The sequence below is a fragment of the Marinomonas lutimaris genome (assembly GCF_019426345.1).
GTDB lineage: Bacteria > Pseudomonadota > Gammaproteobacteria > Pseudomonadales > Marinomonadaceae > Marinomonas > Marinomonas lutimaris.
This window is the reverse complement of sequence record NZ_JAHLLW010000001.1, coordinates 195234-217423: the sequence shown is the minus strand read 5'-3', so window position 1 is coordinate 217423 and position 22190 is coordinate 195234. Positions and strand designations below refer to the sequence as shown.

The following is a 22190-nucleotide window of genomic DNA, read 5'->3' as shown; positions in this document are numbered from 1 at the left end:
TCTTCATGAAACTTGGTTTTGTATCAGACAGCCTTAGTGGCCAATCATTAACGGAAATGCTCGATAACGCCCAACGAATGGGTGTTCATGGTGTAGAAATCAATACTGGCGGCTGGTCCACTGCACCACACTGCCGCTTGGAAGAGTTATTAAACAGCGCAGAAGCTCGCCAAGCATTTCAACAAGAATTCGACAGCCGAGGACTCGAAATCGCTTCGCTAAATGCCAACGGTAATCCTCTACATCCGACAGACAAAGCCCAATCTCAGTGCTTAAAAGATACCATCCGCTTAGCTGGTAAAATGGGGGTGAAAACGGTCTGCACCATGTCAGGGCTGCCTGCTGGCGCGCCAGGTGACTCGATGCCAAATTGGATAGTATCTTCATGGCCACCGGAAACACAAACTATGCTGAAATATCAGTGGGAAGAAGTCATGATTCCTTACTGGAAAGACATTGTTGCACTAGCAAAAGAATGTGGAGTAGAACGCATCGCATTGGAATTACACGGCAGCCAATGCGTATACAATGTACCTAGCCTATTAAAACTGCGCTCTGCAGTAAGCCCTATCATTGGTGCTAACTTAGACCCGTCACATTTATTTTGGATGGGAGCCGATCCTATTGCTGCAGTCGACGCGCTAGGCGATGCGATTTATCACGTGCATGCCAAAGACACACTGCTAAACCCAAGTGTACAGGCAACCACCAGCTTACTTGAAAATGGTAGCTTGATTGATATTCCAGCACGTTCATGGTCATACATCACCCTAGGTTATGGCCACGGTGAAGAGTGGTGGCGTCAATTCTGCTACCGCCTATTGATGAATGGTTATGACCGTTGGTTATCAATTGAGCATGAAGACGTTTTACTTAACTCCTTAGAAGGTTTAGAAAAGTCCGTCGATCTATTGCAAGGGGTAATACCAAAAGCGCCTTCTGACTTTAAGTTACAAGACATTTAAACTACTTTTTAAATAATAAAAGGGGAATAAGAGACAGGCCGAGCATCTCTTGTTTCCCTTATGCCATTCAATATAAACAGATTCCGTACAAGTATCACAGTCTCCCATTTTCAGACACAAAGCCCTTCTCAAACTACAAATCTTTTAAACATACTTAGCTTAACGCTTCTCTCTCACCAGCTATTTCTATTAACTCAAACGCACAGACATAAAGATTAAAGAAACATTCCATTGACTACTTTTTGCGCTAGGTATATTTTGGATACAAAATCCATTTTTAATAATGGCTAGCAAATTCCTTCAATTTCTTTAAAAAGGTATCGAATTATGAGCAATGATGTTTTTGATGTAAGTGTTTTCAACGGCGTCATGCCGGCGTTGATGACGCCTTGTAAGGCAGATCGCACGCCAGACTTCGATAACTTGGTGAAGAAGGGTAAAGAGATGATGGCGGCGGGGATGTCTGCTGTGGTCTATTGCGGTTCCATGGGAGATTGGCCTTTGTTGACCGATGCCGAGCGTATGGAAGGCGTAGAGCGCTTGGTGAACGCGGGCATTCCTGTGGTCGTTGGTACTGGGGCGATTAATACCAAATCCGCTGTGGCGTTGGCAGCGCACGCCGAGAAAGTCGGTGCAGCGGGTTTGATGGTGATTCCTCGCGTACTGTCTCGTGGCTCGGTGATCGCTGCTCAGAAGCACCATTTCAAAGCGATTCTCTCCGCGGCACCGTCGATTCCAGCGATTATCTACAACAGCCCTGTATATGGCTTTGAGACCCGTGCGGATTTGTTTTTTGCGCTACGTGCCGAACATAAGAATCTAGTTGGCTTTAAAGAATTTGGCAGTAAAGAAGCCTTGCGCTACGCAGCGGAAAACATCACCTCCCAAGACGATGATGTGTTGTTAATGATTGGTGTTGATACGGCGGTTTATCACGGCTTTGTTAAATGCGGCGCAGTTGGCGCAATCACCGGTATTGGCACGGCACTACCGAAAGAAGTGCTGTTACTCGCCAACTTATGTAAGTTAGCAGCAAAAGGTAACGCGGAAGCCCGCGTTCGCGCCCAAGAATTAGAAGAAGCCTTTTCTGTTTTAGCCAGTTTCGACGAAGGCCCTGAGTTAGTCTTGTTCTTCAAATATTTGCTTGTTTTAAACGGTGAAGAAGAGTATCGATTACACTTCAACGAAACGGATGAGCTTAATGCCGCACAGCGTCGTTACTGTGAAGATCAGTATGCGCTCTTCAAAGACTGGTTTGCGGATTGGGCAAAACAAGGTGGAGTAATAGATACATGCAAGTAATAGACAGTCATACGGAAGGTGAACCAACCCGCGTTATTGTGTCTGGTGGGCCAGATTTAGGCTCTGGTTCTTTGGCCGAACGCGCCAAAATTTTGGCTACGGAACATAAGGATTTTTATCGCTCTGTAGTATCAGAACCCTATGGGCAAGAAGCCATGGTCGGCGTGATGCTGGTCAATCCGGTTGATCCTGAGTGCGTAGCAGGCGTGATTTATTTCGACGCCGCTGCGGTCATCGGCATGTGTGGTCACGGCACCATTGGTGTTGCCGCAACGTTGGCTCACATGGGCAAAATAGGCATCGGCACGCACAAAATCGAAACGCCAGTCGGCGTGGTTGAAGTGACACTTTCAGATGCAAACACAGTGACGGTGAAAAACGTGGCCAGCCGTCGTTTACACAAAGATGTGAACTTAGAAATCGAAGGGATAGGTACAGTCTCTGGTGATATTGCCTATGGTGGAAACTGGTTCATTATTGTCGATCAAAGCCCTGTGCCTGTTGTTCCAAGTAATATTCGTAACCTGACGGAAGTCTCGATCAAAATTCGCGAAGCCATTGAAGCAAAGCAATTAACAGGTACAGATGGTGGCATCATTGATCACGTTGTTCTTTATGGGCCAGCACTTAGTGAAAATGGCCACAGCCGTAACTTCGTTCTGTGCCCTGACAACGCCTATGATCGATCACCTTGCGGCACAGGCAGTTCAGCACGCTTGGCTTGCCTAGCAGCGGATAATCGCCTTGCTCCAGGCGAAGAAATCATTCAAGAAAGCACCATTGGTAGTAGTTATCGTTTGAGCTATCAGCCTTCAACAAGCGATACGATTATTCCTAACATTACCGGACAGGCGTTTGTCACCAAAGAAGCAACCTTGATGATGAACCCCAGCGACCCGTTAAAAAATGGTATTAAACTGTCTTAGCGATGGATAGCTAGACTTCAAATAATTGGTTAGAAATAATTGGTGAACCCAAAATGGACATGACAAAAAATCAGGATGTGATTGTTATTGGAGCAGGGATTATCGGCATTAGTATTGCGCTAAAACTGCAATCTGAAGGCCGACAAGTGCTTGTATTGGATCGGAAAGGTGTTGCTGCAGAAACATCGTCCGGCAATGCAGGAGCGTTTGCCTTTGCGGATGTGATTCCTCTCGCCACGCCAGGCATTATGCGCAAAGCACCAAAGTGGTTGATCGACCCCCTCGGCCCTTTGTCATTGCGTCCCGCTTACGCGTTGAAAATTCTCCCTTGGATGCTGCGTTTCTGGCGTGCCAGCTGGCAAGACAAATATCAAGCAGCGTTGGCGGCACAAGCCAGTTTGATGGATTTTTCTAAAGCAGCACTGGAACGTCAAATTCAAGCCGTAAATGGCGAAGCTATGATTCGTCGAGAAGGGCAGTTACAACTTTATGAAGGTGAAGCAGAATTCAATGCCAGTCTTGCTGGTTGGCAAACGCGACAACAACATGGCGTAATCTATGAATTTTTACTCAGTCCAGACGCTATCGCCAAAGTCCAGCCCGGCATTCACCCCCGATTTACCCATGCGGCCTTTACTCCGGAGTGGAAAAACGTCTGCGATCCTGCCGAATGGACTAAACACTTAGCTGAAGAATTTGAAAAACTTGGCGGTAGAATTGCCATTGCATCGATTAATTCCATTGAAGTGAATAACGATAGAGTAACCTTAAAAAGCGATGCGGCCGACTATGAAACAAGCCAAGCTGTTCTAGCTGCAGGGGCTTGGTCAAAAACTTTAGCGCGATCTATTGGTGACAGTTTGCCATTAGATACGGAACGAGGGTACAACACGACATTACCAGCCAGAGCGTTTGATTTAAAAACCCACCTAACTTTTAGCAATCATGGTTTTGTAGTGACAAAAATAGGCGAAGGTGTTCGTGTTGGCGGTGCAGTTGAACTAGGTGGATTGGATTTGAAGCCCAATTTTCAACGGGCTGAGGTCTTACTCAATAAAGCAAAAACATTCTTACCCGGTTTAAAAGTTAACGGAGGTAAACAGTGGATGGGCTTTCGTCCTTCCATGCCTGACAGTCTTCCGGTGATCAGTTACTCCAGTCGATCTCAACGAGTAATTTATGCTTTCGGACATGGACATCTGGGGCTCACTCAATCCGCAGGAACCGCAGAATTAGTCGCGGCACTGATCAATAACGGCACGCCAGACATTGATCTTACACCGTTTTCAGCCACGCGCTTTTAACCACTTCTAAGATTATTAAAAAGTTTTGTAGGCCTGATGAGGGAGGCACGACCGTAATCAGGCGTTGTCACCCATGGCGTCGGATAACGCCTCGTACCTCGTCTCATCCGACCTACTTTTTTTGATGGACAGGGTGGTTGTTCTTCGTAGTCGGCTCATCTGACAAAATTGACTACGGTCGCTACCGCCGAGACGCGGTAACCCATTCAAGCACTTGGAACTTGGTGTTTTCAATATGAGCACGAAGTTTGTCTGCAGCGGCATTGACGTTTCGTTGGCGGGCTAACATCAGTAAGTCACTATGATCTTGCTGGGCGCTTTTTGACTTATTTAATTGATCGATGTGCATACTCACGTAGCGGTTGGATTGTAAGCTGGCACGCTCTAATAGATTCGTTGTCAGTATTCTATCCGCTGCGGCATAAAGCGCACCATGAAATCTTGCATTTAATGGTCCCCAAGCCGCGACATCGCCACTTCGATAAGATAGCTCCATCTCTTTAAGGATACTTTCACAAAGCTCAAAATGTTCATCTTGCATGAGAGGAATAGCACGAGTAAAAAGATCCACTTCTAGCATCATTCGTACATCAAAGATTTCGGCAATTTCATCAAGAGAATGCTTGGTGACCGTAGCACCGCGATTATTGGTGAAAACCACCAGCCCTTCAGCATCAAGACGCTTCAGCGCTTCACGAATTGGCATGCGCGAGACATCATATTCTTCCGCTAATAACTCCTGACGAATAAGCTCACCCTCCGCAAGGTCGCCAGATAAAATACGCTGGCGCAAATCTGCAGCAATGATATCGGGGAAACTCTGACGAACAACGGCTCTTTTGGGTACCAAGCGACTACTCCTTCGCGGACTAAAATACAGGAAGATCAAGCTATTATACGCAAAAGCGCCGCTAACGTGAGGTTAGCGGCGCTTTTTTTATAACTCATAGATTAAATCGTTTTAAGCCGATCGAACCATTTAGAAAGTAAGATTACCTGTCACACTGTAAGTACGACCCACGGCAGGGTAACGACCAACAGGGCTGGTATCAACACCACGGAAGTAGTATTCCTTGTCGAATACGTTGTTTACAGCCACATCAATACTCAACTTAGTGTTACCTGCTTCATAAAGATCTTTACTGACATTCAGGTTCCAAACCGTGTAAGACGGTATTTTACCTAACGAACCACTCGCATTTTCCTCTGTCGTGTTCGCGGCATCCGAGAAAGCATCACTGTAGTAGTAACCAGACACCGTAGATTGGTAACCAGCAAGGTTATAGCTCGCATCCCAAGAAATCTGATGCTTAGAAGCATCAACAAGGTTATTACCTTTGTTTTCTCCTTCTTCATAAGTCGCATCTAGGTAGGTATAAGCCAAACCTAAACTCAAGTCAGGTAAAGACTCAGGTCCATAGCGACCGGATAACTCAACGCCTTGATGGAGAGTTTTACCAGCATTTTCAAAGGTTTGTTCGGCAGCAATCCATTCCAGCTGATCTTTGTAATCTATTCGATACAAAGCAACATTAAAAGCGTTTCGTCCATGGGTGTAACGCGCGCCAATTTCATAGTTCCACGACAGTTCACCATCTTTATTCCCATCACCACGAATTGAGGAAATCTGTGGTGCGCGCAAAGATTTCTGCGCATTAGCGTAAGACACCCAATCATCGTTTAAACTATAAGCAACCGTTAACCCAGGTAAGGCTTCGTTAATCTGGTTACTTTGTTGTTCTGCTTTACCAATGTCTTGATAATTCATGTGAACCGATTCAAACCGCAACCCAGGCGTGACTTTTAAGCGATTATTCATCAAGCCAATTTCATCGCTCACATAAGCTGCAACTGCATCTGTATCGAGTTTCCAATCACGAGGCACCGTGACCGCCCCTGTTGAAATATCAGTCTGACGTAATTGATAATCTATGTCTTCGTTCACATAACGCATACCCACAATAAGGTTTTGCGTTACGCTCTCTGCCGATCCAAATGCCACAGACAATTTAGGCTCTACCCCAAAGACATTGAACTCACGAGGCGAATTACGGATATCTGTAGAAGCAAATCTTGGATCAGACCAAGCCACACCAGATGTACGGTTAAAGCCCCAGACAAAATTACGTGTGTCACGATGACCAAAGGTTAATACCTCGAATTGCGCGGCGTTGCCCCAGTCTAAATCTTGTAAGAACTTTAAATGCCAACGTGTGGCATCGGCATTATAAGTATCATTCGTACGCTGAGACTGTGTTCTATCGGCTTGATACGCTTGAGTTGATAAGGCACCGGGCATTTCGGTATCGGCATCGTAACGTTGGACAAACGCTTGCAGCTCTTGAGTATCACTAATCAACCAATCGGTTTTAATCTGGAAATTCTGCACATCGGTATCGGAGTGATCACGAGCACTGTCACCATTTTGAGTATTAGCTTCAATCTGTATAGCAAAATCATCATTGACCCAACCGCCCGTGCGGAGATACAAGTTATTCAATGTATTATTGCTGTGCTCAAATCCAGTGATTCGGTTGCTAATTTGCGATTCCCAATCCTTAGGAATTGGCTTAGTCACCAAGTTAATCACACCGCCAACGTTATTTGGTCCATATTGAACTGCGGCGCCACCGCGAACCACATCGATACGCTCTAATGATGACAAGGTCGCAGGAAAAACTGATTGTCCTGTGTGGCCATAAGGCGCTAACGTTAACGGCACGCCGTCCATCAGAAATTGCGCTTGTCCACTGCGACTAGCACTCAAGCCTCGAACAGAAACGTTTGGCAATACGCCCGTTCCTGTTTCATCTTGAACTTTAACACCTGGCACTTGTTGCAAAGCATCATCAATAGACTTAGCTGCTGTTTTGGTCATCTGTTCCGCTGAAATAACTGTACGACTGCCAGCGTATTCTTTGACATCTGACTCTTTCGATTCACCAAGCACACTCGCATGAACGGTGAGAGCTTTTAGCTCAGTCGCTTCACTGGCGGCTTGAGCAGATAAGCCAAACATCATAGAGCAAGCCAAAATGGAATAGCGGAATGTCGTACTACTTAAAACAGACGATTCTCGAATAAACATATAAAGATTTTTCCTTCACAAGGTGATAATGACGATTTTTTCTGATTTATAGTTCATAGCTGTAGCTGACCATGAACTCGGCAGGTGAGCCGTATCCGATTGAGTTGATGCCGGATGTGCCATCCGTGGAGCCTAGGTAATACTTTTCATCAAAAATATTGAAAATTGAGATGAAATACGCAGGGCAAGTAAATTTACATAAACTTACTTTTGATAATGAGAACACATATCATTTATATTTACAATGAGGAATGATTCGTTGCAACTTATGCAACACGCCTTAAAATGGCTTTAATATCACGGGGATAATCAAGGAAAGTACAATTCGAGGCGTACCGTTCGGATAGAGAAGAGCATTAAGAAGGTTATAGATTTATAGTTACTATTCTTTAAGGTGACAAAATTCTATCAAGATCTTTTGCTATCCCTTCTGCAGCAAGAATGCCTCGGTTTAAAGACCATAACTCGGGGGAGACGTTGATAAGTTGATTTTTCTTCTCTGCGGTAAGTAACTGAAACAATGGGTTAGTACGCCAATCATCAAGGACTGTGTGGTCACCATAAGCACCAATCAATAACCAGTCGGGGTTCACTTTGAGCAATAATTCTAAGCTGTTGGCTAAATACGGCATATTGCCATCATCGGGAATTGGACTGGCTAATCCCAGAGCATTTAACACCCCGCCAGCGTATGAGCCTGGCCCATGCAGCCACATGCCTCGCGAGCTGACAATAGCAAACTGTACGCTTCCGACCGACGTCATTTTTTCAAATGCCTTTCGATAGCTAGCCATGATGACTTTATGTTCGCTAAGCCTTGCCTGCATTTCTGCGTTTTTATTAACAATAATTCCAATCTTTTCAGCAGACGCAAGACTGTCTAAATAGCTTTCACCACGACTTTTTAGCAGCAAAGTTGGGGCAATGCGGGATAGATTATCGTAAGCCGCCGCGTGCCGCTGAAAATCCGCGATAATTAAATCTGGCTGTAGTTCGGCAATTCTCTCCATACTCGGTTGTGATCGCATTCCTAGAGAGGTCCAAGGTTTCAGTTTCGCCTTAACTTCTGGGAGTAAATTATTAGGGTCATTATCATCCGCAATGCCAATTGGAGAGAGGCCAACCGCAGCAAGTGCGTCCACAAATGATAATTCTAAAACGACAATGCGCTTAGGCTCACTGGGCAGAGTGAAAGTACCATTTTCATCCTGAATGCTTGGATAGGCCCAAGAAGACAATGACAATAAAAGAGAAATGACATAAATAGGTACATGACACAACGGCATAATGATGGCTCTTTTTGAAGGTGCGGCCATCATATTTCAAAAGAGAATGGCTATCAATTTCATTGTTAATGACAAAATAATTATTCACCATTCAGAAACCCTATTTCATCGCGCATCTCTATTAGAAACCTTCGAGCTACCGTAAGTCGTCTAATGTTTGAATAACATCAAACATTGAGTTGATAGCTTCTCATTTTTCAAACCATGGTCATTGCCTACTATCGATTGGTATTAAAAGTGCTAAGTTAATTAAGAGCTGCACTTACTAACCATCCTCCGTAGCCAAGCCTGGAGTGTTTTATGAAAGCAATACTATCTCAGCCCTCTCTACTTAAAAGCCACTCATACATTGGTGGTGAATGGGTAGCTGCTAAATCTGGCAAGACCTTCGCCATTACCAACCCTGCGAATGGCAAACACATTATCGATGTTGCGGATTTAGGCGCAGACGAGACAACACAAGCTGTTGAAGCGGCTGAAAAAGCACAGAAAGAATGGCAAAACCGCACAGCGAAAGAACGCGCGACCTTATTGCGCCGTTGGAACCAGCTAATTTTAGACAACCAAGACGACTTAGCGACCTTGATGACCTTGGAGCAAGGCAAACCATTTGCCGAAGCGAAAGGCGAAGTGGCTTATGGTGCGTCTTTTATTGATTGGTTTGCAGATGAAGCACGTCGTTTGAATGGTGACGTAATTCCTACTTTCGCCAAAGACAAGCGCGTATTAACTATTAAACAGCCTATTGGCGTGGTCGCGGCAATTACACCATGGAACTTCCCAATCGCTATGATCACTCGTAAAGCGGGCCCTGCACTTGCAGCGGGTTGTGCGATTGTCATTAAGCCTTCTGACGAAACCCCTTTGTGTGCGTTGGCTCTGGCTGAACTGGCCCATCAAGCGGGTATTCCAGCAGGCGTATTGAATGTGGTTGTCGGTAAAGACGCGAAAGCTATTGGCGGCGTATTAACAGGCCATCCAACGGTACGTAAGTTGTCTTTTACTGGTTCTACGCCAGTGGGCAAATTGTTGCTTTCTCAGTGCGCGCAAACGGTTAAACGTACTTCCATGGAATTGGGCGGCAACGCACCTTTCATCGTATTTGATGATGCCGACCTAGACGCTGCAGTAGAAGGCGCGATTGCGTCTAAATACCGTAACGCTGGCCAAACCTGTGTTTGCGCAAACCGAATTTTAGTGCAAGAAGGTGTGTACGATGCCTTTGCTGAAAAACTAGCAAAACGCGTTGCGACTTTTAAGACAGGAGATGGCTTTGCAGAAGGTGTCAACATTGGCCCGCTAATCAATCCCGCTGCGATCAGCAAAGTGGAACAACTTGTTGGCGACGCCATGGCAAAAGGTGCGAAAGCGCTAATCGGTGGTTCAAAAGCCACAACTGCTGGCGCACAGTTCTTCGAGCCAACCATTTTGACTGGCGTTACCGAAGACATGGACATTTTTTCTAACGAGATCTTTGGCCCAGTTGCTCCGCTATTCAAATTTAAAACCGAAGAAGAAGCGGTTGCCATGGCAAACAATACCCCATTTGGCTTGGCGTCTTACTTCTATTCCCAAAACATCGCTCGTATCTGGCGTGTTTCTGAAGCCTTGGAATACGGCATGGTGGGGATCAACGAAGGGATTATTTCCAGTGAAGTCGCACCATTCGGCGGTGTAAAAGAGTCTGGAAGTGGTCGTGAAGGGTCTCAATACGGCATCGACGAATACGTTGAAATCAAATACTTGTGCATGGGCGGCTTGGCGTAAGGTTTTCACCTAACACAACCACTCTTATCTTAATTAACAAGCGGAGCAACGCACCGCTTCATGTACATAGAGCTTGCTCTAAAAGGTGAAAGACAAAATGAACAACGCTGATCTACAAAAACGCAAAGAAAGTGCTATCGCTCGTGGCCAAGGCAACATGGCACCAGTTTACGTTGACCGAGCTTTAAACGCCGAAATTTGGGACGTTGAAGGCAAGCGTCACATCGACTTCGGTGCCGGTATCGCCGTAGTAAACACAGGTCATAACCATCCAAAAGTAAAGGCAGCGGTTTTGGCGCAAGTAGAGCGCTTTACTCACACATGTGTGATGGTAAGCCCATACGAATCAGCGGTGGCATTGGCTGAGAAGCTAAACGCAGCAGCACCAGGCGATACACCGAAAAAATCTATCTTTGTTACTACAGGCGCAGAAGCGGTTGAGAACTGTGTGAAGATTGCTCGTGCTTACACTGGTCGTCCAGGTATTATTGCGTTCAACGGTGGCTTCCACGGTCGTACGAACATGACCATGGGTCTGACAGGTAAAGTGAACCCTTACAAAATTGGTTTTGGCCCTTTCCCAAGCGATATTTTCCATATCCCTTACCCAAATGATTACCTCGGCATTACCGAAGAGCAAGCACTTGCTGACCTTCAAATGCGCTTCACGTGCGATATCGAGCCTTCTCGTGTTGCGGCTATTATCATTGAACCAGTACAAGGCGAGGGTGGTTTCTACCAAGCATCTGCAAGCTTCCTACAGAAGCTTCGTAAGCTATGTAACGAGCACGGTATGCTTTTGATTCTTGATGAAATCCAAGCTGGTTTTGCCCGTACCGGTACTATGTTCTGCCACGAACAAGCAGGTATTGAAGCTGACTTGATGACAGCAGCAAAAGGCATCGCGGGTGGTTTCCCAATCGCCGCGGTTGTGGGTAAGGCAGACATTATGGACGCGCCAATTCCTGGTGGCTTAGGTGGTACATACGGCGGTTCTCCAGTCGGCTGTGCAGCAGGTCTAGCTGTATTTGATGTTATCGAAGAAGAGAAACTATGCGACCGCGCAGTGGAAGTAGGTGCTCACTTCGTTAAACATCTAAACGCTATGCAGGCTGAATACCCACACATCATTGGTGAAGTACGTAACGCAGGTGCGATGATCGCGGTAGAATTTGTACACGATGGCGATGTAAACAAACCTTACCCAGAAATGGCGAAAAAGCTGTCTGCAAAAGCGGCTGAAAACGGTTTAGTACTTTTGTCTTGTGGTATTCGCGGCAACGTTATTCGTTTCTTACCTGCTTTGACCATCGAGATGGACATCATCGACGAAGGCATGGAAATCTTCAAACGCTGCTTTAAAGAGATTGTTTGATTTAACCTCTCTAAAGTAAAAAGCATCAAGCTCCCCTTGCAAGAATGACTCTTGCTGCAAGCCACTGTGGTGACACAGTGGCTTTTTTATGTGAGCTATTTTTTTGATAGATAAGATCACTTCAAAAGTAGCGTCCATTAGAGAACCTGAAAGCTCACCAAGAATCTTTGGATATTGTCTCTTCGCGCTCAGTATAAGGCGGGAGCCCCATATCTCGACGCAAATAATCAGGGAGCTTGTGGGCAAACATCATTTGCTTTCTCGCTGTTCGTCTTGCTCTTTGTATCTGATATCGATTCTTTAGTAACTCATAGCTTGCTACTATTTTTTGATTCAACCATAACAATAACGTCCACATGCTCTCACCTCCTGTTGATAAGGGCTTTATTGTGTCGCCAAAAAGAGGTAAAAACGAACGCTATATTCTTACAGATTAGATTAGAAAATCTTATGGGTTCTATTTTGGGAACTAACTTATGAGCAATCGCGTTACTCACCTCAAAGCCGCCCATTACTTTTCGGTGGCGAGCCAAACCTTGAGTTACACCAAAGCCGCAAAGCAACTGCATGTATCACAGGCTGCGGTGAGCCAGCAGATTCGTTTATTAGAAGATTACCTAGGTGTGCCATTGTTTTATCGCTCTGGCCGAGACATGCGTCTTACCAGTCAAGGACTAGTTCTCGCAGAACATCTAGAGCAAGCGTTCGAACACATAGGAAAAGGTTTAGAAAGCGTCAAACTCGAACCGCTGGAAGGAACTCTGCTTGTCTCGGGATTACAAAGCTTTGTGTCTCTGTGGTTGATGCCAAAGTTATGGCGTTTTTCCCACTTGCACCAATCTATAAACATCAAACTCTTCTCATCCGATGAACGCGAAGATATCCACTCGGGCAAAATAGACATCAGTATCGATAATCTTATCAACCATCAAGATAATATTTCTCAAAGCCTGCTCTTATCCTCTGAAATCATTCCAGTGTGCGCACCTGAACTGGCAAAAAACATTCAATTTGAACAGCCAACAGACTTGCTCAAATGCTGGCTGATACAAGTCGATACACCTATTTATCGTTGGGAAGCATGGTTTGCAGAGCAAAAGATCTCGCCACTTCGTAATAAGAAGTTACTCTGGGCCGAAGTCAACTCTTGGTACATGGGAATCAGTGCAGTAAAGGCCGGTCATGGTGTGTTTCTGTGCCCAAGGTTCATGGTGCAAGAAGAATTAGAGCAAGGGATACTTGTACAGGCTTTTCCGAAAGCACTGAACACCAACATAGAGTTTTACGTGAACTACAGCAAAAACTCACCACGAAAAGCTCGTATTAAAGCTTTTGTCGACTGGCTCAGAGAAGAAAGTGGTGGGCAGGGTGAAAACATCCTTAAAACAGAATCTCATCAACCACTGCCTTGGCCTTAATAGCAACGCTCAAACTATTCGTCTTTCAAAACATATTTTTTCAGAGCAAATTCAACACCACGGATTTCAGCTAAACCCTTCATTCGACCAAGAGCCGAGTAACCGGGTTTAGCGTCACGGCGCAAATCATCCATAATTTGATGACCATGATCAGGACGCAATGGAATACGTTTATCTATACCTGAGTGTTTACGACGCTGTTCTTCTTTGAGTAACACTAGAATGACATCCGAAATGTCTGTATTCCCTTCTAAATGTGCGGCTTCATGAAAACTTCCCCAAGTCTCTTCTCGTTGAGTCGAGCGCAAGTGAGTAAAGTAAATTCGATCAGCAAAGGTGGTCGCCATGTCGCACAAGTCGTTATCTTCGCGCACACCATAAGATCCGGTGCAGAAAGTAATGCCATTGGCAGGCGAGGGAATACGCTCGACTAACCACTCAACATCTTGCTTGGTCGAAACGATTCGAGGCAAGCCTAAAATTGGACGCGGCGGATCATCTGGATGAACCGCTAAACTAACACCACAAGATTCAGCAATTGGAACTATATGCTCTAAAAAGTAAGCAAAATTCTCTCTTAAAACATCTTTATCAATATCATCATAAGCTGCTAATGCGGCACGAAAGTTCTCTAACGAGTAGCTTTCTTCGGCACCGGGAAGCCCTGCCAATATCGTGTTTATCAGCTGCTCTTTTTGCTCGTCACTTAGTGCGGCGAAATGAGCTTTAGCGGCCGCTATTTCTGCCTCACTGTAGCCGTTTTCACTATTTGGGCGTTGTAAGATAAATAAATCAAACGCGGCAAAGGCAGTTTGGTCAAAACGCAAGGCTCGGGAACCGTCTGGTAAGGCATAAGTAAGATCCGTTCGAGTCCAATCAAGCACCGGCATAAAGTTGTAGCACACGGTTTGAATACCACATCTAGCAAGGTTTTGAATGCTCTTACCGTAGTTTTCAATGTACTTTTGATACTCACCCGTACGTTGCTTAATATCTTCATGAACAGGAATACTTTCCACAACGGACCAACGCAACCCCGCCGCTTCTATCTTATCTTTCACTGCCTGAATAGCCTCAACTGGCCACACTTCGCCATTTGGAATCTCGTGCAAAGCCGTAACAATGCCAGTTGCGCCTGCTTGGCGAATATCTTGTAAAGTGATGGAGTCGTTTACTCCAAACCAACGCCATGTATGTTCCATAATAAACTCTCTTACTTGTCTTTATTCTGAGAAGCGCTTTGCATCAGATTCTGTACCTTTACGCCTGCTAGCAATCCGTCCACTAAGCTCACTAGACGAACTAGTAAGGCCTTATTATTAGCCAAGGCCGTCGGAAAGATATCGTTACGTTGCAGCAGAGCAGAAATCAGGCTCATCGAGTCATCTCGATGACGGCTAACTAATTCGAATAACACAGCTTCAAGCGGATCGTTGATGCTTTGCTGATTCTGTTCGGCATTGCAAAGAAAGGCCATCCAGCCAGCGATACCAAGCTCGATAGCCGGTGCAGCTAGCGTTTTTTCCTGCAATTCCGTTAAGCCACTCAACCAACGTTGTGGCAGCTTCTGACTGCCATCCATTGCAATTTGTTTAAGCTGATGCTGCAAACTATCGTTTTCAAAACGTGCTAATAACTGTTGGCAATAAGTCGCCAATTCCGTTTGGCTAAAACTAGGTAATGTCGGGGCTACTTCTTGCATCATATAATGTTCAAGGAAGGCTCGAATATTCTTGTCTTGCATAGCATCAGCGACGGTTTTAAAGCCCGCAATAGACCCCAAGTAAGCCAACAAGGAATGACTACCATTGAGCATTCTAAGCTTCATCATTTCATAGCTTGAGACGTCTTCAACCATTTGTACGCCAGCAGATTCCCACTGCGGACGACCCGCAGGGAAATGATCTTCGACGACCCATTGGCTAAATTGTTCGCACTTCACCACGGTAGGCTCACTAATGCCAGTGTCCGCTTTAATCATCGCAAGATCGTGATCGGAAACAGCTGGAACGATGCGATCTACCATGGAATTTGGAAACGCAACGTTTTGCTCAACCCATTGGGCAAATTCGTCGTCTTGTACTTTTGCTAACGCAACGACCGCGCCTTTCGCTCGAACACCGTTGTGAGGCATGTTGTCACAAGACAATACCGTAAAAGCCTCAAGACCTTGCGCACGGCGCTGTTTCAAAGACTCAAGAATCAAACCCAAGGCCGTCTTGGGTTGCGATGGAGACGCCATGTCATGCTGAATTTCTGGTGCATCTAACAATAATTCACCTGTGGATGGCGCCAAGTAATAACCTTTTTCCGTAATTGTTAAGGTGACAATCTTGGTGGCAGGCGCTGTCATTTGTGAAAGCAGCGCCTCCCTTCCTTCATCAGAGCCGCAGAAAAACGTGTTTTTAATCGCTTTAATTTCTCTTAGATTAGCGTTACTCGTATCAGTATATTCCACCACATGATAACTATGCTCAGCCGCCTGCATCTGCTCTACCAGCTTATGATTAGAACGAATATTCGCACTGGCGATCATCCAATCCCCCCCATGAAGTGCAAGCGTCTGTTCTACATACACAGCTTGGTGAGCACGATGAAAAGCACCTAACCCAATGTGAACAATGCCGATATCATGCTGGCTTGGTTCAATCTGGCTATCTATACGTTGAATGTTTGTCATAAAGTCACCCAATTAACCCAACAGCGAAGGCAGCCACAATGAAATAGCTGGGATATAAGAAACAAGTAAAAGCACAAAAAGGTTACAGAGTAAGAAAGGCCAAATCGCTTTTACAATGGTAGTCATTGGCAACTCACTGATTCCTGCGGCGACAAACAGGCACACGCCAACTGGCGGCGTTGTTAAACCAATAATCAGGTTAAGTACCGCCATCACACCAAAGTGTATCGGGTCCATACCAATACCTTCCGCCACTTTTAGCAAGGTCGGGAAAAGGATAATCAGTGCTGCGATGGTTTCCATGAACCCACCAACAACCAATAACACGATGTTGATGATTAAAATTACCACCAATGGGTTTTCACTAATGCTAAAAATAGCACTCGCCAGCATCTGTGGTATTTGCTCACTGGTCAGAATCCAGCCGAATAAATTCGCCATCCCAACCAATAACAGTAAGCTGGTAGAACTTAAAACCGTATCCACTAATAGCTTGGGAAGATTCTTCCAAGTCAGACCTTTATAGACAAACATGCCGACAACAAAGGCATATAAGCTGGCCATAATAGAGGCTTCTGTTGGCGTAAAGAGTCCACCAATAATCCCGTACAGGATAATAAAGGTCATCAAGAGTGCCCAAAAAGCACCTTTACCGACGATATAGATTTCCTTTAATGTCGCGCGTTTTTCGCGTGGATATTGACGCTTCACGGCAATGATATATGCCGTTACCATCATAGCTAAACCCAACATGACTCCGGGAACGACACCTGCTAAAAACATTTTGCCAACGGAAATACCGCTTAATGAACCCACAATAATCATGGGAACACTAGGTGGAATAATTGGCCCAATCGTAGAGGATGCGGCCGTTACCGCCGCCGCAAAGGGTTTGTCGTAACCACTTCGAGCCATACCTGGAATCATCACAGCGCCAATGCTCGCCGTATCCGCCACAGCTGTACCGGAAATACCGCCAAAGATCATTGAGCCGCCAACATTCGCCAGTCCAAGGCCGCCACGAATGTGACCTAACAAGGCATTACTGAACCGAATAATATAATCGGTAATATTACCGACGTTCATTAAATTGCCAGCCAGAATAAAGCCGGGGATACAGAGCAAAACAAAGGAATCCATACCTGCGTACAAACGCTGAGGCACTATGGTTAAAGGAATCCCTGCCATAGTTAAATAAGTAAGCGATGCGATACCTAGGCAAAACACGATTGGTACGCCCACAAAAAGCAGTAAAAAGAATACGAGAAACAGTAAAATGACTTCCATTATGAAGCTACTCCTTGGTCATCACGTTCAAGCAGAACAAGCAGTGCACTCATAAAGCTATAAAATGCCGTTAACGCGAAGAAAAAAGTCACCGATAGGAATGCCCAGTACATAGGAACTTCTAAAGCAGGAGAGGTCTGCCAACGTCCTATTTGAGCGTATTTGATGGCATAAGGCAGAATATAAATAGCAAAGCTCCCCGCCAATACATGGCAGAAAATTTGATACACCTTATTCCAGAATCGATTTAAAGCACCTTGATACAGTTCTAGACGCACATGGCGATTATGTCGAATCACTAATCCAGAACCCATCACTATAAGATAAACAAATAAATAGCGAGACAGCTCTTCTGTCCAAATAGGGGAGCTAGGCAACAAGAAACGCGAGATTACTTGCAGCATAACCACCGCAGTAATCGCCAATAATGCAGATACAGCTAATACAGAAAATACCCAATCAATGATGCGTAGCAACCACTGGATACTTGCTTCCAGCTTGCCCACAAAATCTCTTGGGTTATTGGTTTGAGATGAGATACTCATCGTATTTCTCTCCAAAAGGGCCTATTTTCGCTATAAAAGCGAAAATAGGCGGTCTTAAACGGATTTAGATTTTGTTATAAAGCGCAAGTTGTTCAGGAGTTAGAGCATCTTGTACTGCTTTTTGAGCTGCCGCTTTGAACGCTTCAAGATCTGGCTGCACAAACTCCATCCCACGAGCTTCTAGAGTAGAACGCAATTGTGCTTCATCTGCAGCAAACATGCTGTGTTCATAGCTTTGCATTTGCTTACCAGCGTCCAGAACGATGTCTCGCAAATCGGCAGGCATACTGTTTAGCTTGTCTTGGCCAATCACCACATAAATCCAGCTACGAACGTGACCTGTTAAGTTCACATATTTCTGAACTTCGTAGAAACTCGCACTATTGATCAAACTTAGTGGGTTCTCTTGCCCATCAATCGTATTCTGCTGCAAGGCAGTAAATACTTCGCTAAATGCCATAGGGATTGGTTTAGCCCCTAGTGCTTGCCAGGTTTTTACAAACAGAGGCACGTTAGGCACTCGCAACTTCAAGCCATCCAAATCACTCGGAGATTGAATTTTACGGTTGGAGGTTAAATGACGAGGACCACGCTCGAACCACGCAATAGGTTTAAGTCCTGTACGCTCAGAAATCTGCTCACTAATTTCTTTACCAACTTCGCCATCAACGGCTTTTGTCAGCTGTTCAGAGCTGGTAAAAGCATAAGGAACTGCCATCAATGCCGCTTTTGGTGCCCAGTTTTGTAGCGATTCACCCGTTATGGTCATATCCGCTGTACCAAGCTGAATGCTATTAATAACATCCATTTCTTTGCCTAACTGCTCATTAGGATAAAGCTTAACGTCAATACGGCCATTCGATTTTGTTTCTGCGACTTCTTTAAATTTCAAAGCAGCTTTGTGCCAAATATTGTCTTCGTTGGCTGGATAGCCAAATTTCAACGTAACATCAGCAGCTTGAGCTAGCCCAGCCAACAAGATAGATGACATGACGGCGACTTTTAACATTGGTTTAATCATGGTGAACTCCGTTTTTATTATTAGATTTATACTCTAGGGTTATAAATTACTTACTCATCTCAACAAGCACTTTACGAGTAAGTTCAGGGTGGTTTTCCATTAGCTGAATACCATCGCCAATGTCGTTTAAAGCAATCCGATGACTAATTAATGCCAAAGGATCCAAACGACCTGATGCAATCATTTCAAGCACTTGAGGAAAACGACGATTATTGAGGCGCGAACCTACAATCGTCAGTTCTTTCTTAATAACTTCAATTTGCGCTAAATCACTTGGTGTTGTACTGAAACCCAACAAGCCAATACGTCCAGCAGGGCAGGCGATACGTAGAATTTCAGGCAAAAGAGCAGGAATGCATGCCGCGTCGGCAATCAAAGGTACACCTTCGCCATTTGTCCATTCTCGGATACAGTCTTCAACTTTGTGCTCTCGGCTATTAATGACATCCGTTGCACCAAGAGATTTAGCCGTTTCTAAGCGTTCATCAACGATATCGGTGACAATGATGCGCTCAATACCCATGGCTTTCGCCACTTGCACTATGGTCAAACCGATCACGCCAGCACCGTAAACCAGCAAGGTATCACCTGGAATTGGCTCCATTCGAGACAACACATTAGTAGCAATGGAATAAGGTTCGACTAATGCGGCTTGCTCAAGCGTGACATTGTCAGGAAGCACTAGTACGTTGCTGGCAGGCGCACTGGTGAACTCACCAAAGCCACCATTTCGATGGACGCCAAACACTTGTAATTTCGCACAAACGTTAAATCGACCAGCACGGCAGGCATAACATTCACCGCAGCTAATAACAGGATCAACACACACTTTATCGCCAATTTTTACGTGGGTGACGCCTTCGCCAACTGCGGCGACAACACCCGAAAATTCATGGCCAGTAATTCGAGGAAACTGAACAAAAGGGTTTTGTCCGTGAATAATATGCAGATCGGACCCACAAATTCCGGCAAAGGCAGTTTTAATCAATACTTCGCCAGCCTCAGCGACAGGCTGTTTGGTATCAATCAAGGCATAGTCATTTACATTCGCTACTTGAAACGCTTTCATAATTTTCTACCAATTCCACAAGGTGCCATCTTCTAGGCGGTTAACCGGAAGATAAGCAGGTTTATAGGGATATTTCGCGGCAAGCTCTTCATCAATATCCACGCCATGACCAGGTACGTCACCAGGTGTGAAGAAACCATCTTTGAACTCATAAGCATGAGGGAAAACTAGATCCGTTTCCTTGGTGTGAGGCATGTGTTCTTGAATGCCAAAGTTAGGCACCCAAGTATCAAAATGCAGTGCAGCCCCCATGCAAATAGGGGAAAGGTCCGTCGCACCATGGAAGCCAGTTTTGACATGATAGATAGAGGCAAAGTCAGCGATACGGCGTACATTAGTGATGCCGCCTGCATGAGTGATTGTTGCACGGATGTAATCTATTAGCTGATTTTGAATCAACTCTTGGCAATCAGACAAACTATTGAATACTTCGCCAATCGCGAGAGGTGTCGTCGTATGTTTACGAATTAGTTCATAGGAAGACTGATTTTCAACAGGCGTACAATCTTCTAACCAGAATAAGTGAAACTTCTCGACTTCTTTGCCTAAACGCGCTGCTTGGATTGGCGTGAGGCGATGGTGTACATCATGCAAGATATGCAAATCTTCACCAAACTCTTTGCGAACAGCGGCAAATAGTTCAGGTACATGATTAAGGTATTTTTCCGTAGACCAAACATGTTCGGCAGGTAAGGCAGAATCAGCTGGCTCATAAGGTTTGCCAGCTTCTTTAGAAACGCCGTAGGTGGTAGGTATGCCTGGTATACCACATTGCACTCGAACGGCTTTATAACCAAGTTCAACATGCTTACGAACTTCTTCAAGACAAGACTCAATATCTAACCCTGTTGCATGTCCATAGACCATGACTTTTTCACGGCTTTTACCGCCAAGTAATTGGTACAGAGGCATTCCCGCTAATTTGGCTTTTATATCCCACAAAGCAACATCGACAGCGGCGATGGCTGTCATGCCAACAGGACCACGACGCCAATACGCACCACGGTACAAATACTGCCAAATATCTTCTATTCGCTGAGGGTCTTTACCTATTAGGGTAGGGATGACATGGTCTTCAAGGTAGGCAACAACAGATTGTTCACGACCATTAAGTGTTGCATCACCAATGCCATAAACACCTTCGTCGGTTTCTATTTTCAGTGTGACTAGATTGCGGCCAGGGCAAGTCACTATTACTTTTGCTGATCGAATTTTCATAAATAAAGGTACCTAATTATTTTTTTGGCATACCAAATTTCTATAAGTGAGACAAAATTAGCTGAATAAGCAGATTAAAACAAGTATTAAGCCAATATTGGCATACCAATATCATTTATTCTTCGCCTAATCTGATTAAAATATCGACTTCTTACACGAGTTACGTAAAAATGGCATACCAGATTATTGGCAATACAGAATTACTAAGAACCCACTATGGCAGAACGACTCTACAGAGAAATTGGCGAAAGCATTAAACAAGAGATTGCAAAATCGAACATTAAAGTTGGCGATAAACTGCCAACGGAACGCGTCTACGCGGAACTCTTTGGTGTCAGCAGAACATTGGTTAGAGAAGCCTTTATCATGCTAGAAATCGAGGAGTTGATCGAAGTTCGAAAAGGCTCTGGCAGCTATTTAAAAAATAACCTTTCTTTGAAGGCAAATAATAAAGTGTCGGATGTGGGTCCATTTGAGCTATTACAAGCACGTCAAGAGATAGAAAGCTCAATAGCGGCGTGTGCAGCATCCGTCATTACCAAGCAGGATCTGCAAAAGCTGCAAGATATTCTAGATATCGAGAGTGCGGAATTAGAAATAGTCGAAAAAGCCAATAACGCAGACAGAGACTTTCATCTATCTATTGCACAAGCGACTCAAAATACAGTGTTGCTTGATACTGCGACACGCTTATGGGATATGCGCGATGGCAATCCGATGTGGAAAAAGCTCCATGCACGTATACAAGACACGTCTTACCATGACCAATGGTTAGAGGATCACAAAAAGGTGCTTGTTCAGCTACGTAAACGAAATGCAGAAGGAGCAAGACAGGCGATGTGGCAACATTTAGAAAACGTTAAACAAACCTTGTTTAAGCTCTCAGACACAGACGCACCGGATTTTGATGGTTACCTTTTTGCCCAACCAAACAGTTAG

The 22190-nt window shown here is 44.9% G+C and carries 19 protein-coding genes; 8 read left to right on the top strand and 11 right to left on the bottom strand.

Annotated features, from left to right (window positions below; genetic code table 11):
* Positions 1 to 5: 5 nt before the first annotated feature.
* From KPL72_RS00965 to KPL72_RS00950, 4 genes are all read left to right on the top strand, one after another.
* Positions 6 to 965, top strand: a complete 960-nt coding sequence (locus KPL72_RS00965; protein WP_212917120.1) for a sugar phosphate isomerase/epimerase family protein — start codon at positions 6 to 8, stop codon at positions 963 to 965.
* A gap of 327 nt (positions 966 to 1292) precedes the next feature.
* Positions 1293 to 2267 (top strand): dihydrodipicolinate synthase family protein, encoded by a 975-nt coding sequence (locus tag KPL72_RS00960; RefSeq protein WP_219701262.1) that lies wholly within the window; start codon positions 1293 to 1295, stop codon positions 2265 to 2267.
* Positions 2258 to 3193 carry a 4-hydroxyproline epimerase gene (locus KPL72_RS00955; RefSeq protein WP_219701260.1) on the top strand — a complete coding sequence of 312 codons (936 nt, stop codon included), beginning with the start codon at positions 2258 to 2260 and terminating at the stop codon, positions 3191 to 3193. Before KPL72_RS00960 ends, KPL72_RS00955 begins: the two co-directional genes overlap by 10 nt.
* A 53-nt stretch (positions 3194 to 3246) precedes the next feature.
* Positions 3247 to 4497, top strand: coding sequence for an NAD(P)/FAD-dependent oxidoreductase (locus KPL72_RS00950; protein ID WP_249422035.1), 1251 nt, complete (start codon positions 3247 to 3249; stop codon positions 4495 to 4497).
* Positions 4498 to 4678: 181 nt separating this feature from the next.
* Here the strand turns inward: KPL72_RS00950 and KPL72_RS00945 are convergent, their stop codons facing one another.
* The 3 genes from KPL72_RS00945 to KPL72_RS00935 all read right to left on the bottom strand — a co-directional run bounded on the left by KPL72_RS00945 (position 4679) and on the right by KPL72_RS00935 (position 8871).
* Positions 4679 to 5347: a GntR family transcriptional regulator gene (locus KPL72_RS00945; protein ID WP_219701257.1), complete on the bottom strand. Its 669-nt coding sequence runs from the start codon at positions 5345 to 5347 to the stop codon at positions 4679 to 4681.
* A 129-nt stretch (positions 5348 to 5476) separates the two neighbouring features.
* Entirely contained in the window at positions 5477 to 7585 is a 2109-nt protein-coding gene (locus KPL72_RS00940; RefSeq protein ID WP_219701255.1) for a TonB-dependent receptor family protein, read from the bottom strand.
* Positions 7586 to 7974: 389 nt separating this feature from the next.
* Positions 7975 to 8871 carry a Fe(3+) dicitrate ABC transporter substrate-binding protein gene (locus KPL72_RS00935; RefSeq protein ID WP_219701253.1) on the bottom strand — a complete coding sequence of 299 codons (897 nt, stop codon included), beginning with the start codon at positions 8869 to 8871 and terminating at the stop codon, positions 7975 to 7977.
* Between the two features lie 300 nt (positions 8872 to 9171).
* On the opposite strand from KPL72_RS00935, the gene KPL72_RS00930 reads away from it, so the two are divergent.
* Entirely contained in the window at positions 9172 to 10638 is a 1467-nt protein-coding gene (locus KPL72_RS00930) for an NAD-dependent succinate-semialdehyde dehydrogenase (protein WP_219701251.1), read from the top strand.
* 97 nt (positions 10639 to 10735) lie between these two features.
* Positions 10736 to 12013 carry a 4-aminobutyrate--2-oxoglutarate transaminase gene (gene gabT, locus KPL72_RS00925; protein ID WP_219701250.1) on the top strand — a complete coding sequence of 426 codons (1278 nt, stop codon included), beginning with the start codon at positions 10736 to 10738 and terminating at the stop codon, positions 12011 to 12013.
* A 154-nt stretch (positions 12014 to 12167) separates the two neighbouring features.
* On the opposite strand, the gene KPL72_RS00920 is transcribed toward gabT, so the two are convergent.
* On the bottom strand, positions 12168 to 12371 hold the full coding sequence (locus KPL72_RS00920) for a hypothetical protein (protein WP_219701247.1): 204 nt from the start codon (positions 12369 to 12371) through the stop codon (positions 12168 to 12170).
* A 118-nt stretch (positions 12372 to 12489) separates the two neighbouring features.
* Here KPL72_RS00920 and KPL72_RS00915 point away from each other — a divergent pair, with 118 nt between their 5' ends.
* Positions 12490 to 13431 carry a LysR substrate-binding domain-containing protein gene (locus KPL72_RS00915; protein ID WP_219701244.1) on the top strand — a complete coding sequence of 314 codons (942 nt, stop codon included), beginning with the start codon at positions 12490 to 12492 and terminating at the stop codon, positions 13429 to 13431.
* 14 nt (positions 13432 to 13445) lie between these two features.
* On the opposite strand, the gene uxuA is transcribed toward KPL72_RS00915, so the two are convergent.
* The 7 genes from uxuA to manD form a co-directional block, all read right to left on the bottom strand.
* Positions 13446 to 14633 carry a mannonate dehydratase gene (gene uxuA, locus KPL72_RS00910; RefSeq protein WP_212917109.1) on the bottom strand — a complete coding sequence of 396 codons (1188 nt, stop codon included), beginning with the start codon at positions 14631 to 14633 and terminating at the stop codon, positions 13446 to 13448.
* Between the two features lie 11 nt (positions 14634 to 14644).
* Positions 14645 to 16111 (bottom strand): mannitol dehydrogenase family protein, encoded by a 1467-nt coding sequence (locus KPL72_RS00905; protein WP_219701241.1) that lies wholly within the window; start codon positions 16109 to 16111, stop codon positions 14645 to 14647.
* 12 nt (positions 16112 to 16123) lie between these two features.
* Positions 16124 to 17398, bottom strand: coding sequence for a TRAP transporter large permease (locus tag KPL72_RS00900; protein WP_212917107.1), 1275 nt, complete (start codon positions 17396 to 17398; stop codon positions 16124 to 16126).
* Positions 17398 to 17943, bottom strand: a complete 546-nt coding sequence (locus KPL72_RS00895) for a TRAP transporter small permease (RefSeq protein ID WP_219701238.1) — start codon at positions 17941 to 17943, stop codon at positions 17398 to 17400. Before KPL72_RS00895 ends, KPL72_RS00900 begins: the two co-directional genes overlap by 1 nt.
* A gap of 64 nt (positions 17944 to 18007) precedes the next feature.
* Complete coding sequence (locus KPL72_RS00890) at positions 18008 to 18964, bottom strand: TRAP transporter substrate-binding protein (protein ID WP_100636202.1); 957 nt, start codon at positions 18962 to 18964, stop codon at positions 18008 to 18010.
* Between the two features lie 46 nt (positions 18965 to 19010).
* On the bottom strand, positions 19011 to 20033 hold the full coding sequence (locus KPL72_RS00885) for a Zn-dependent oxidoreductase (RefSeq protein ID WP_212917106.1): 1023 nt from the start codon (positions 20031 to 20033) through the stop codon (positions 19011 to 19013).
* 6 nt (positions 20034 to 20039) lie between these two features.
* The gene (gene manD, locus KPL72_RS00880; RefSeq protein WP_212917105.1) at positions 20040 to 21251 is read right to left on the bottom strand and encodes a D-mannonate dehydratase ManD; all 1212 of its coding nucleotides are present in this window, start codon (positions 21249 to 21251) and stop codon (positions 20040 to 20042) included.
* 216 nt (positions 21252 to 21467) lie between these two features.
* Here manD and KPL72_RS00875 point away from each other — a divergent pair, with 216 nt between their 5' ends.
* Positions 21468 to 22190: an FCD domain-containing protein gene (locus KPL72_RS00875; protein WP_212917104.1), complete on the top strand. Its 723-nt coding sequence runs from the start codon at positions 21468 to 21470 to the stop codon at positions 22188 to 22190.